Origin of the sequence: Streptomyces sp. NPDC051561, assembly GCF_044454195.1 — a bacterium.
Taxonomy (GTDB): Bacteria; Actinomycetota; Actinomycetes; order Streptomycetales; family Streptomycetaceae; genus Streptomyces.
Genome location: NZ_JBITDM010000021.1, coordinates 1 through 12,199, shown reverse-complemented (window position 1 = coordinate 12,199; position 12,199 = coordinate 1). Strand labels below are relative to the sequence as shown.

Genomic DNA, 12,199 nt, shown 5'->3' with positions numbered 1-12,199 from the left:
GCCACGCGCTGTGCGCGGGGGCCTTGGAAGCGCGCCGGGCGGCCCCGCCCTCCTCCCCCTCGGCGGAGGGGGAGGACGGGGCCTGGACGGACTGACTGCTCGGGCTGCTCATCACAGGTGTCCGCTCACTGGTCGAGTGCGTTGTCGATCGCCTTCACCGCCGCGTTCCAGCCCTCCTCGGACGAGCGGCCCTTCTGGTCGACCTGAAGCATGCCGATGTCCGCGAGGTTCTGCGCGATGACGAGGTCCTTCGGGCCGAGGATCTGCACCGGCACGCCCTTGGCGGCGGTCGAGAAGATCGTCCCGATGGGCGCGTTGTTGAAGTACGCGTGCTTCGCCCCGGACACCTCGGGCATGTCGTACGCCGCCTGGGCGCTCGGGAAGCTGCCGCGCTCGGCGAAGAACTTGGCCTGCTGCTTGGGCGCGGTCAGCCAGGCGGCCAGCTTCGCGGCGGCCTCCTTGTTCTTGCCCGCCTCAGGAACGGTCAGGAACGCCCCGCCCCAGTTGGAGGGCTTCGGTGCGGCCGCCACGTCCCACTTGCCCTTGCCCGCGTCGCCGGCCTTGTCCTGGATGTAGCCGAGCATCCACGGCGGGCAGGACACGGTGGCGAACTGACCGTTGGCGAAGCCCTGGTCCCAGCCCTTCTGGAACTGCTGGTGCTTGGCCGTCAGCCCGGCCCCGGCGGCCTCCGCCGCGATGTCCCAGGCTTCCTTCACCACCGGGTTCGACTTGTAGATGACCTTGCCGTCGGTGTCGTAGTACCGCTTCTCGGAACCGCCGGTGACGGCCGCCATCAGGCCGGACGCCGAATCGAGGAACTTGGTGCCGTCGGGAGCCTTGGCCTTGTACTGCTTGCCGGCCTCGATGTACTTGCGCCAGTCACCTGCCCACAGCTTGCCGACCGCCTCACGGTCGGTGGGCAGCCCGGCCTTGGCGAAGAGGTCCTTGCGGTAGCACATGCCCATCGGGCCGACGTCCGTGCCGAGCCCGACCGTCTTGCCGTCCTTGCTGGTGCCCTGCGCCCACTTCCACGGCAGGAACGCGTCCTTCTGCACCCCCGCGACCTTGCCCAGGTCCATCAGCTTCGCGGACTGGGTGGCGGTGATCTCGGCGATGTTGTTGATCTCGACGGCCTGGATGTCCGACAGGCCACTGCCGCTGGTCAGGTGATTGAGCAGCTGCGGGTAGTAGTTCTCGTTGCGCTCGATCGAGTTCTGCTCGATGGTGACGTCGGGGTTTTCCTTCATGTACTGATCGAACAGACCGGCCTCCTTCAAACCGAAGGCACCGAAGACCCCGATACGGAGTACGGTCTTCCCCTTCTGCCCGGCGGCCGTGCTGCCGCCCCCGGTGCTGCCTCCGGCCCCCGGATCGTCCGAGGCGCAGCCCGAGAGCAGTGCGCCGCCGAGAAGTGCGACGGCGGTGGTGAGAGCAAGTGAGGTCTTACGTGACGCGAAGATCTGCATTGCGGCCCTCCTGAAGCCCGATGGGTCAGGTACGGTGGGAGCGCTCCCACGAGTGATGTGTTGAAGGGTCGCGGCTCCCCGCTGGGGTGTCAAGGCACTGGACGGCGAGACTTGGCGTCAAAGACGTGGTTGTGTACACGCGGCGTGCTGGGAGGAGTCGATTCAATTGGCGATACGGGAAACGGGCAGCCGGAGCCCGCGTGGTGCGGGCCGCCCCACCCTCGAAGAGGTGGCAGCCCGAGCGGGCGTGGGCCGCGGAACGGTGTCCCGGGTGGTCAACGGCTCGCCAAGAGTCAGCGAGCGGACCCGTGAGGCGGTCGAGGCCGCCGTCGCCGAGCTGGGTTATGTCCCCAATCGGGCGGCCCGTGCGCTGGCCGCCAACCGCACGGACGCGATAGCCCTGGTGGTCCCCGAGGCCGAACACCGCTTCTTCGTCGAGCCGTACTTCTCCGACATCCTGCGAGGCGTCAACACCGCCCTCGCCGACACCGAGATGCAGCTCCTGCTGACCATCGTCGGCAGCGACCGCGAACGGGGCCGGCTGGCCAACTACTTGGCGGGCCACCGCGTGGACGGCGTCCTGGTGGTCTCCCTCAGCGCCGACGACCCGCTCCCCGACCTCCTCACCGAGCTCGGCATCCCCGCCGTCATCAGCGGCCGCCGCGCCGCCGACGAGCCCCTCCCGTGGGTGGACGCCGACAACGTCGGCGGAGCCCGTCAGGCGGTCGCCCACCTCGCCGCCCGCGGCCACCGCCGGATCGCCACCATCACCGGCCGCCTCGACATCTACGGCGCCCAGTGCCGCCTGGCCGGCTACCGCGACGCCCTCACCGAGGCGGGCCTGCCGCCGGACGAGTCACTGATCGCGCCCGCCGACTTCACCGAGGAGGGCGGCCGGGCCGCGATGGAGGTCCTGCTGACCCGCGACCCGCTCCCGGACGCCGTCTTCGTCGCCTCCGACGTGATGGCGGCCGGCGCCCGCCAGGTGCTGCGCGCCCGGGGCATCCGGGTCCCCGAGGAGATGGCCATGGTCGGCTTCGACGACTCCTCCATCGCCCGCCACATGGAACCGCCGCTGACCAGCGTCCGCCAGCCGATCGAGGAAATGGGCCGGGTGATGGCCCACACCCTGCTCGGCGAGATCGCCCGCGCGGGCCTCCCGGTGGGCGCACCGCGCCCGCCGCAGCCCCAGCTGATGCTGCCGACCGAGCTGGTCGCGCGCTCCTCGTCGTAACGTCGCCGCGAACGGTGCCGGGGCGACGGCCCCGGCACCCCGTTCCGGAAGGCCGCCCCGGCACCACCTCGGAGAGCCGCCCCGGAAAACACCGAAGGCCCCGACTCTTTCGAGTCGGGACCTTCGATTCACAGGGTGAGTGACGGGACTTGAACCCGCGGCCACCTGGACCACAACCAGGTGCTCTACCAACTGAGCTACACCCACCGTGACCGGTCTTTTTCCCGACCGGCTGAGAAAAAGTGTACAGGGTTCGCGAGGGTGCTCGCGCCCAGGTTTACGAGGGCCCTTCCGAGGCCCTCCTCAGGCCGCTGTCATCCCCCCTCACCAGGGGCGGAGAACTTCGCGGCGATCTTCTTCGCGGTGTCCGAGTCGGGCCCGGGATGGGGCACGAACACGGCCTCGCGGTAGTAGCGCAGCTCGGTGATGGAGTCACGGATGTCGGCCAGCGCGCGGTGGTTGCCGTTCTTGTCCGGGCTGTTGAAGTACGCCCTCGGGAACCAGCGGCGGGCCAGCTCCTTCACCGAGGACACATCCACGATCCGGTAGTGCAGGAAGCCTTCGAGCTCCTGCATGTCACGGGCCAGGAAGCCACGGTCGGTGCCGACGGAGTTCCCGCACAGCGGGGCCTTCTTCGGTTCCTTGATGTGTTCCCTGAGGTACGCCATGACCTGTGCTTCGGCGTCGGCGAGGGTGGTGCCGCCCGCCAGTTCGTCGAGGAGACCGGAGGAGGTGTGCATCTGGCGCACGATCTCCGGCATGGTCTCCAGGGCTGCGTCCGGCGGGCGGATCACGATGTCCACGCCTTCGCCGAGCACATTGAGCTCCGAGTCGGTGACCAGTGCGGCCACCTCGATAAGTGCGTCGTCCGTCAGCGAGAGCCCGGTCATCTCGCAGTCGATCCACACCATGCGATCGTTCATGCCGTCACCCTATGGGGTGGGGGACGCTTCGGGGCCCGCCCGGGCCGGGTGGCCTTGGCGCGCGGACGCGCCGGGAACGCCAGGGGTACGGCAGAGGGGGGCGGGAAGCCCGCCCCCCTTGGGACCGTCACGCGAAAGCGGAACCGCCTACCGGAACCGCCCCGGTACGAACGCGTCCGCCCCCGGCCTGCCGTTCTCCGCCCCGCCGCCGACCGGCGAAGTGGCACCGCCCGCCGGAGCGTGCGCCGCCGCTGCCCGCCGTATCTGCTGCGGCACCGCGTCGGCCATCGCCGAGGACCCCAGCGGTACCGGGTCGGACGCCGGGCGCCTGGCCCGGTACGCCGCCCGGTACGCGGCCGGGGACGAGCCCAGCTGGCGGCGGAAGTGGCCGCGCAGCGCCACCGGTGAGCGGAAGCCGCACCGGCCCGCGACCTCGTCGACCGAGTAGTCGGAGGTCTCCAGGAGACGCTGCGCCTGGAGCACCCGCTGGGTGATCAGCCACTGAAGCGGAGCGCTCCCGGTCAGCGAGCGGAACCGGCGGTCGAAGGTGCGTCGGCTCATGTACGCCCGTGCCGCCAGGGTCTCCACGTCGAACTGCTCGTGGAGGTGCTCCAGCGCCCACGCGACGACCTCGGCCAGTGGATCCGCACCGATCTCTTCGGGTAAAGACCTGTCGAGATAGCGCTCCTGGCCGCCACTTCGCCGCGGCGGGACCACGAGGCGTCTGGCCAGTGCGCCGGCCGCCTCCGTCCCGTGGTCGGTCCGCACGATGTGCAGACACAGATCGATTCCGGCCGCCGTCCCCGCCGACGTAAGAACATCTCCGTCGTCGACGAACAGCTCGCGCGGATCGACGTGCACCGACGGATAGCGCTTGGCGAGCGTCGGTGCGTACATCCAGTGGGTGGTGGCCGGGCGGCCGTCCAGCAGGCCGGCGGCGGCCAGCACGAAGGCGCCCGTGCACAGCCCGACGATCCGCGCCCCCTCCTCGTGCGCGCGACGCAGCGCGTCCAGCGCCTCCGCCGGTGGTGGGGAGGTGATGGACCGCCAGGCCGGTACGACGACCGTCCCGGCGCGGCTCATCGCCTCCAGGCCGTACGGCGCGGTCAGTTCGAGGCCTCCGGTGGTACGGAGGGGTCCTTCCTCGCCTGCGCACACCAACAGCCGATAGCGCGGAACCCCGGCGTCCTGCCGGTCGATGCCGAACACCGAGAGCGGGATCGAGCTCTCGAAGATGGGTCCCCCGCTGAAAAGCAGCACCGCTACGATTTCCCGGCGGCGGCGCCCGGAGAGCTTCCGGGTGGCCTCCGACGGAGCGGCCAAGTCCTGGCTCATGGCGCTAAGCCCCCCTCGCTGGTCGCGGCTCCCTGTTCGTGACGGGCCTGTCGATCCTGCACACTGCTCCTCGAAGTCGCAGTCCCTCTAGGTCCTGCACGGTTCCCCCGCCGTCGAATAACCCCATGATCGAATCTACTGTGTCGCGTGGCGCCGCCGTGACAAGTTCCGGAACCGGCGCTATGTCGACATGGCAACTTGGCGCGAAGCATTCGATCAGGAAGCGTTTCACTCCCGGGCGCCGCAGGGAAGTGCGCCTCCCGGTCATGGCCCGTCCCCGTAGGGTGCGCGGGCCGCGAGCGGTCCTTTCCTCGCTGGTGGCAAGGGGGTTGGGGGCGCATTCCGCCAAGGGTTCCGGTGGGCGGGGAAGTTGGCCGAAAAGCTACGGGCGCGCGTGTGCGATCCCGTCACTCACCCGGCGCACCACGCTCCGGGAAGTGGCCGTCGCGATGAATTCTTCACGCGTTGTTCCTGTGAAAATTGAGTGTTTCTCCAGCGCCCTTCGAGCGTTCCTCACGCGTCGGTCTTGCGGCCGCCGCGGTGCGCGCCGCTTCCGGTGCGGCTGTGGCGGCCGCGGTGGGTTCCCGCCTGGTCCTCGGCGAGGTCGCGGGCCGCGGTCCGCTCCGACTGGCGCAGCAGCAGCCGGCAGACGACGGTGACGACGGCCAGCCCGCCGGCCGCCACGGTGGCGCCGCCGACGGAGCCGCCGTAACCGATCAGTACGGCGGGCACCAGCAGACAGCTGAAGGCGGCCCACCGGACGACATCCGCGGAGCCGGATCCCGGCTGGGGGGCCGGTGGGGCCTCGGTGGAGCGGCGGGGTCCGTGGTGCGAGTGGGAGCTGTGAGGGGGGTGGGGGGAGTGGCGGCCGCGGGGGCGGTCGTGGGGCGGGGCGAGGTGCGAGGGGCCGTGCACGGTGCACTCCCTGCGGGGGCGTGGGGGGCGGGGGACTGATCAACGAACGGGAGGGGCGGGGGGTCACGTGGGCGGGGCGGCCGTACGGGGAGGCGGGGACGGGTGTGCGGTGAGGGGGGTGTCGGCAGGGAAGGGGTACGGGGGCGGCGGCAGAAGGCTGTACGGCGCAGCGGGCATTGCGATACCGGTCGGGGTCGTGCATGCTCCTGGAACGCCGAACGCAAGCAGGGGCTGGGCAGCGGAGGAGTGCGGTCGTACCCTTGGGGGTATGGGCTTGGGAAGATGATTCCCGGACAGCTCCACAGCTCCACCGTCGCGTTGTCAGCCCCTCTGAGGATCCAGACGCCGAGATACCGATGGCCGGTCACGAAATTCCTGAACCCGCGGACCGCAAGCAGGTCGCCGATCCCAGTGCGGAGTCGAGCGGCGACCTCTACGCGCTTGAAGAGCCGCACCACTCCTGCGACCCCGCCTTCCGGCACGGTGTCGTCGTCGGCTTCGACGGCTCCACCTCCAGTGAGCGGGCGCTCGCCTATGCCATCGGGATGGCCCGCCGGATAGGACAGGGACTGATCATCGTCCATGTCGCCAACCGGCTGCCCACCACGGTCTGGGCGGGCTGCGAGCCCCCCGTCTTCGTGGACGTCCCGGACCACCGCACCGAAGTGCTCGGGCTCGAACTGGCCTGTGCGGACTACCTCGCCGAGGTGCCGTGGATCCTGGTCGAGCGCGGCGGCGACATCTGCCACGAGCTGGAGGAGGTCGGCCGGGAGTACGAGGCGGACGCGATCGTGGTGGGGTCGACCCAGGGCATCGTCGGGCGGCTCTTCGGGTCGGTGGCGGGGCGGCTGGCCAAGCGGGCGCAGCGGCCGGTCGTGGTCATTCCGTAGGCCGTCGCCCCTGTGTCATTTCCCGTCAGTTCGCGGACAGGGCGCGCCAGTTGGCGGTTCTTCGCTCTTGGCGGTTTTCGGCGGCGGGCCGGGGCGTGACGGCCACCGGCTGATCGACTGCCGTACCCACGGCCGGTGTGGGGCGACACCGGCCTTCCGAGGGGAAGGGCCCCGTACACGCGGTGGCGTGTTCGGGGCCCTTCTCATGCGTACCTGTGAGACGGCGTACGTCCGAAAGCGGCGTCGAGCGCGACTACTCGACCGTGACGGACTTCGCCAGGTTGCGCGGCTTGTCGATGTCGCGGCCCATCGCCAACGCGGTGTGGTAGGCGAGGAGTTGGAGCGGGATGCCCATCAGGATGGGGTCCAGCTCGTTCTCGTTCTTGGGGACCACAATGGTGTGGTCGGCCTTTTCCTGCTCGCGGTGGGCGACCGCCAGGATCCGGCCGCTGCGGGCCTTGATCTCTTCCAGGGCGGCGCGGTTCTTCTCCAGCAGGTCGTCGTCGGGGACGATGGCGACCGTCGGCAGCGCGGGCTCGATGAGGGCCAGCGGGCCGTGCTTGAGCTCGGAGGCGGGGTAGGCCTCCGCGTGGATGTAGGAGATCTCCTTGAGCTTCAGGGAGGCCTCCAGGGCGACCGGGTAGCCGCGCACGCGCCCGATGAACATCATCGACTGGGCGCCCGCGTAGGCCTCGGCGACCTCCTTGATGTGCTCCTCGGACTTGAGGATCTCGGTGATCTGCTCGGGCAGCTTGCGCAGGCCCTCGATGATCCGCTTGCCGTCGGAGACCGAGAGGTCGCGGATGCGGCCCAGGTGCAGGGCGAGCAGCGCGAAGGCGACCACGGTGTTGGTGAAGCACTTGGTGGAGACGACGCAGACCTCGGGGCCCGCGTGGACGTACACGCCGCCGTCGGCCTCACGGGCGATCGCGGAGCCGACCACGTTCACGACACCCAGCACCCGGGCGCCCTTGCGCTTCAGCTCCTGCACGGCCGCGAGCACGTCGTAGGTCTCACCGGACTGCGAGACCGCGATGTAGAGGGTGTCGGGGTCCACGACCGGGTTGCGGTAGCGGAACTCGGAGGCGGGCTCGGCGTCGGCCGGGATGCGGGCCAGCGACTCGATGAGCCCGGCGCCGATCAGGCCGGCGTGGTAGCTGGTGCCGCAGCCGAGGATCTTGATGCGGCGTACGCCACGGGCCTCGCGGGCGTCCAGGTTGAGGCCGCCCAGGTGCACGGTGGAGAAGCGGTCGTCGATCCGGCCGCGCAGCACCCGGTCCACGGCGTCGGCCTGCTCGGAGATCTCCTTGTGCATGTACGTGTCGTGGCCGCCCATGTCGTACGACTCGGCCTCCCACTCCACGGTGGTCGGCGTTGCCGAGGTGGTGGAGCCCTCGGTGGTGTACGTCCGGAAGTCGTCCGCCTTCAGGGTCGCCATCTCGCCGTCGTCCAGGGTGACGATCTGGCGGGTGTGGGAGACCAGGGCTGCGACGTCGGAGGCGACGAACATCTCCTTCTCGCCGATGCCGAGGACGACCGGGGAGCCGTTGCGGGCCACCACGATGCGGTCGGAGAAGTCGGCGTGCATCACGGCCAGGCCGTAGGTGCCCTCGATGTGCCGAAGGGCTTCGCGCACCTTCTCCTCAAGCGTCTCGGCCTGGGCGCGGGCGATCAGGTGGACGACGACCTCGGTGTCCGTCTCCGAGGCGAAGACGACCCCGTCGGCGGTCAGCTTGGCGCGCAGGTCGTCGGCGTTGTCGATGATGCCGTTGTGGACGACGGCGACCTTGCCCTCGGCGTCCAGGTGCGGGTGCGAGTTCTCGTCGGAGGGGGCGCCGTGGGTGGCCCAGCGGGTGTGGGCGATGCCGGTGGTGCCCGCGAAGCGCTTGGGGACCTTCGCTTCGAGGTCACGGACGCGGCCCTTGGCCTTGACCATGCGCAGCTGGCCGGCGGCCTTGGGGCTGGTGATGACCAGGCCCGCCGAGTCGTAACCCCGGTACTCCAGGCGCTGGAGCCCTTCGAGGAGGAGGGGCGCGACGTCACGCTTGCCGATGTAACCGACGATTCCGCACATGTGGTGTTGACCTCCGAGTGGGTGTGACCTGGTGGTTCTCGTACTTCGTGCACTTCTTGTCCTGCGTGTCCTGCGTGTCCTGGGGTGCTCAGCCGTAGACCATGCGGCGCAACTGCCGCAGTGACAGCTCCGGGGGAGCGACCGCGCGGTGCGGCAGCTCGGCCGCGATCCGCTCGAAGATCTCCGCGTTCACGGAGCCACCGGCCTGGAGTTCACGGTGGCGGCGGCGGACGAACTCCTCGGTCGTCTCGTCGAAGTACGCCAGCACATCGAGCACGACCCGGGCTGCCTCGCCGCGCGGCAGCGCGGTGGAGCGGACCAGGTGGTCGACGAGGTCGTCGTGGGACGACGGGGAGGACGTACGGCGTTCGAGCACCCGTCGATACTGGGGGGAGAGGGCGGCCCTACGCAAGAATCCTGCCCGATATCGGGCAGGATTACTCTTGATCGCGTATTGGTACAGACTTTCGGGCTGCACTTCGGGCCCGCTCGGCGCCTCAGAGCTGCTTGAGCACCGCCTGTTTGGCCCTCGCGAACTCCTCGTCGTCCAGGATTCCGGCCCGGTGCAGCTCACCCAGCTCCCGCAGCCGGCGCAGGAGTACGTCGTGGTCCTGATCCGGAGGCGCGGGCGGGGCCGGTACGGCGACCGGCTCGGGGGCGGCCTTCTCCAGGGCCGGGGTGTCGGCGGGGGCCAGCGGGTGCGGGCGGCGGGCCAGTACGGCGGCGGCCACCAGGGCGGCCGCGTACTCCTTGCGGGAAAGCCCCCACAGGGTCAGCGCGTGGGGGTCGTACTTCACGGCGGGGCGTTTGGCGCCGCCCCTGGTGGCCGTGAGGAAGCGGAGGTGGCCGTTCTCCAGGCCGATGGCGGGCAGCCAGTCCACCCCGGTGATCGCGGCGAGCGGGAGGGTGAGGGGGCCCCGGTCGGACTTGGCCTCCTCGGCCTTCCAGCTCCAGGTCAGCTGCACGCTCTCACCGTCGAAAGAGGCGGTGCCGTCCGCGCCGCCGATCGACACAGGCACCGAGGGGCCCGGCAGCAGGAAGTGGTCCACCGGGCCGGCGGGCACCCGGTCGAGCAGGAGGGCGTTGCGGACCTCGTCGGCGAAGTACTCGGCGACGCCCGTGCGGTCGGACTCGACGGCGAGGCGGTAGGGGTCCGCGTTGTCCGGCAGCCTGCCGCCGGCGGCGAGCAGCAGCGGGCAGGCCCCCTCGCGCAGCCTGAGCCGCAGTCCGCCGCCCTTGCGGCCCGGTTCGAAGGCGATGCCCGCCAGTGCGGTCAGCGGGACCTCCAGTTCACCGAGCGCCTGCCGCAGTGGATGGACCCGGCCGCGCCCCGGGACGATCCGCACCGTGTCGCCGTCGAAGGTCCACGTGCCGTCCTTCTGAAGGATTTCCGCCATGCGGGCGATTCTCGCACCGGGGCGGTATTACCGGGACGGCGCGCGCGAGGCACCCTCGCGGGGACGACCGGATCAGTGGTCACATGGGGGCGGGACTGGCCGGGATTGGTCTACACCCTTGACCCGGGCGTTACTTGGACGGTAGCCATGAATCCTGTTACGTACATGCCACAGTCGCGCCGCCCCTTCGAAGGGACCCGCTTGTGAGACACCGTCGTACGATCCCCCGACTCTTCACCCCCCTGCTGCTGGTCGCAGCCGCCGGCTTCACCACCGTGGGCGCCGCCCCGCCACAGGCCCCCGAGCCCCGGACCGCGCCCACCCCGCTCGGCCAGGTGATCCCGGCCCCCGCCTCGGTCAAGGCCGGCGGACCGGCGTACACCCTGAACCACAAGACCTCGATCCGGGTCGAAGGGCACTCGTCCGAGGCGAAGAAGGTCGCGGCGTATCTGGCGGACGTGCTGCGGCCCTCCACCGGCTACGAGCTGCCCGTCACCAGCCGGGGCAGCCGTGACGCCATCACCCTCGAACTCGGCTCCCGCGACAAGTCGTTGGGTGACGAGGGCTACCGGCTCCAGTCCGGCAAGCGCGGCGTCACCATCACCGCGCGCAAGGCCGCCGGCCTCTTCAACGGGGTCCAGACACTGCGCCAGCAGCTCCCCGGCAAGGTGGAGAGCAGAACCAGGCAGCAGGGCCCCTGGCAGGTCGCGGGCGGCACCATCAAGGACGTGCCGCGCTACAGCTACCGGGCCGTGATGCTCGACGTCGGCCGCCACTTCCTCACCGTCGACCAGGTGAAGAAGTACATCGACCAGGCCGCGCTCTACAAGGTCAACAAGCTGCGGATGCACCTCACCGAGGACCAGGGCTGGCGCATCGCCATCAACTCCTGGCCCCGGCTGGCCACTTACGGCGGCTCCACCCAGGTCGGCGGCGGCCCCGGCGGCTACTACACCAAGGCCCAGTACAAGGACCTGGTGACGTACGCGGCCTCCCGCCAGATGGAGGTCATCCCCGAGGTCGACATGCCGGGCCACACCAACGCGGCCCTCGCCTCCTACGCCGAGCTGAACTGCAACGGCGTCGCCCCGCCGCTCTACACCGGCACCAATGTCGGCTTCAGTAGCCTGTGCGCGAGCAAGGACGTCACGTACAGGTTCATCGACGACGTCCTGCGGGAGATCGCCGAGCTGACGCCCGGCAAGTACCTCCACATCGGCGGCGACGAGGCGCACTCCACCTCGCACGCGGACTACGTCAAGATGATGGACTACGCCCAGGACGTGGTCGGCAAGCTCGGAAAGAAGGTCATGGGCTGGCACCAGCTGACCGGTGCCAAGCAGGTGGACGGCAAGGTCGCCCAGTACTGGGGCTACGACAAGACCGGTGCCGCCGAGCGCAAGCAGGTCGCCGACGCGGCGAAGGCAGGCACCAAGCTGGTGATCTCGCCCGCCGACCGCACCTACCTCGACATGAAGTACCACAAGGACACCCCGCTGGGCCTGGCCTGGGCCGGTTACGTCGAGGTGGACCGCGCCTACGACTGGGACCCGGGCAGCTACCTGGAGGGCGTCCCCGCGGAGTCGGTCCTCGGTGTCGAGGCCCCACTGTGGACCGAGACGCTCGCCACCAGCGATCAGCTGGAGTTCATGGCCTTCCCCCGTCTGCCCGGCGTCGCCGAGCTGGGCTGGTCCCCGAAGGCCACCCACGACTGGAACACCTACAAGGTGCGCCTCGCCGCGCAGGCCCCGCGCTTCGAGGCGCTGGGGATCGACTACTACCGCTCGGTGAAGGTGCCGTGGCCGGCTGAGTAGTGGGGCTGTGGTGACGCCTTACGGGGGAGGGGGGGGGGGGGGGGGGGGGGGGGGGGGGGCGCGCCCCCCCCCCCCCCCCCACCACCCGCCCCCCCCCCCCCGCCGCGCGCACGCAGCACGCCCCAAACAACACCCCCAGCCACCCACAACA

General features: G+C 70.3%; 10 protein-coding genes and 1 tRNA gene. 3 read left to right on the top strand and 8 right to left on the bottom strand.

Annotation, left to right across the window (positions count from 1 at the left end; translation table 11 throughout):
• Positions 1–125 precede the first annotated feature (125 nt).
• Entirely contained in the window at positions 126–1,466 is a 1,341-nt protein-coding gene (locus tag ACIA73_RS32780) for an extracellular solute-binding protein (protein ID WP_399442526.1), read from the bottom strand.
• A gap of 172 nt (positions 1,467–1,638) precedes the next feature.
• Between ACIA73_RS32780 and ACIA73_RS32775 the strand changes: the two genes are divergently transcribed.
• Complete coding sequence (locus tag ACIA73_RS32775; RefSeq protein WP_399442645.1) at positions 1,639–2,700, top strand: LacI family DNA-binding transcriptional regulator; 1,062 nt, start codon at positions 1,639–1,641, stop codon at positions 2,698–2,700.
• A 134-nt stretch (positions 2,701–2,834) separates the two neighbouring features.
• Here ACIA73_RS32775 and ACIA73_RS32770 read toward each other — a convergent pair.
• The 4 genes from ACIA73_RS32770 to ACIA73_RS32755 all read right to left on the bottom strand — a co-directional run bounded on the left by ACIA73_RS32770 (position 2,835) and on the right by ACIA73_RS32755 (position 5,873).
• Positions 2,835–2,907, bottom strand: a tRNA-His gene (locus tag ACIA73_RS32770).
• Between the two features lie 107 nt (positions 2,908–3,014).
• Positions 3,015–3,623, bottom strand: coding sequence for an oligoribonuclease (gene orn / locus ACIA73_RS32765; protein ID WP_399442525.1), 609 nt, complete (start codon positions 3,621–3,623; stop codon positions 3,015–3,017).
• Between the two features lie 147 nt (positions 3,624–3,770).
• The gene (locus tag ACIA73_RS32760; RefSeq protein WP_399442524.1) at positions 3,771–4,958 is read right to left on the bottom strand and encodes a helix-turn-helix domain-containing protein; all 1,188 of its coding nucleotides are present in this window, start codon (positions 4,956–4,958) and stop codon (positions 3,771–3,773) included.
• 513 nt (positions 4,959–5,471) lie between these two features.
• The gene (locus tag ACIA73_RS32755) at positions 5,472–5,873 is read right to left on the bottom strand and encodes a hypothetical protein (protein WP_399442523.1); all 402 of its coding nucleotides are present in this window, start codon (positions 5,871–5,873) and stop codon (positions 5,472–5,474) included.
• Positions 5,874–6,229: 356 nt separating this feature from the next.
• Here ACIA73_RS32755 and ACIA73_RS32750 point away from each other — a divergent pair, with 356 nt between their 5' ends.
• Positions 6,230–6,763, top strand: a complete 534-nt coding sequence (locus ACIA73_RS32750; protein WP_399442522.1) for a universal stress protein — start codon at positions 6,230–6,232, stop codon at positions 6,761–6,763.
• Between the two features lie 253 nt (positions 6,764–7,016).
• Here ACIA73_RS32750 and glmS read toward each other — a convergent pair whose 3' ends face one another.
• The 3 genes from glmS to ACIA73_RS32735 all read right to left on the bottom strand — a co-directional run bounded on the left by glmS (position 7,017) and on the right by ACIA73_RS32735 (position 10,234).
• Positions 7,017–8,837: a glutamine--fructose-6-phosphate transaminase (isomerizing) gene (glmS, locus tag ACIA73_RS32745; protein WP_399442521.1), complete on the bottom strand. Its 1,821-nt coding sequence runs from the start codon at positions 8,835–8,837 to the stop codon at positions 7,017–7,019.
• A gap of 88 nt (positions 8,838–8,925) precedes the next feature.
• Positions 8,926–9,213, bottom strand: a complete 288-nt coding sequence (locus tag ACIA73_RS32740; RefSeq protein ID WP_399442520.1) for a hypothetical protein — start codon at positions 9,211–9,213, stop codon at positions 8,926–8,928.
• A gap of 121 nt (positions 9,214–9,334) precedes the next feature.
• Positions 9,335–10,234 carry a DUF4429 domain-containing protein gene (locus tag ACIA73_RS32735; RefSeq protein WP_399442518.1) on the bottom strand — a complete coding sequence of 300 codons (900 nt, stop codon included), beginning with the start codon at positions 10,232–10,234 and terminating at the stop codon, positions 9,335–9,337.
• A 203-nt stretch (positions 10,235–10,437) separates the two neighbouring features.
• On the opposite strand from ACIA73_RS32735, the gene ACIA73_RS32730 reads away from it, so the two are divergent.
• On the top strand, positions 10,438–12,048 hold the full coding sequence (locus ACIA73_RS32730) for a beta-N-acetylhexosaminidase (protein ID WP_399442517.1): 1,611 nt from the start codon (positions 10,438–10,440) through the stop codon (positions 12,046–12,048).
• Positions 12,049–12,199 lie beyond the last annotated feature (151 nt).

Coding starts and splice junctions, on each gene's coding strand:
- ACIA73_RS32780 (WP_399442526.1), bottom strand. CDS start 1,466: ATGCAGATCTTCGCGTCACGTAAGACCTCACTTGCTCTCACCACCGCC.
- orn (WP_399442525.1), bottom strand. CDS start 3,623: ATGAACGATCGCATGGTGTGGATCGACTGCGAGATGACCGGGCTCTCG.
- ACIA73_RS32760 (WP_399442524.1), bottom strand. CDS start 4,958: ATGAGCCAGGACTTGGCCGCTCCGTCGGAGGCCACCCGGAAGCTCTCC.
- ACIA73_RS32750 (WP_399442522.1), top strand. CDS start 6,230: ATGGCCGGTCACGAAATTCCTGAACCCGCGGACCGCAAGCAGGTCGCC.
- glmS (WP_399442521.1), bottom strand. CDS start 8,837: ATGTGCGGAATCGTCGGTTACATCGGCAAGCGTGACGTCGCGCCCCTC.
- ACIA73_RS32735 (WP_399442518.1), bottom strand. CDS start 10,234: ATGGCGGAAATCCTTCAGAAGGACGGCACGTGGACCTTCGACGGCGAC.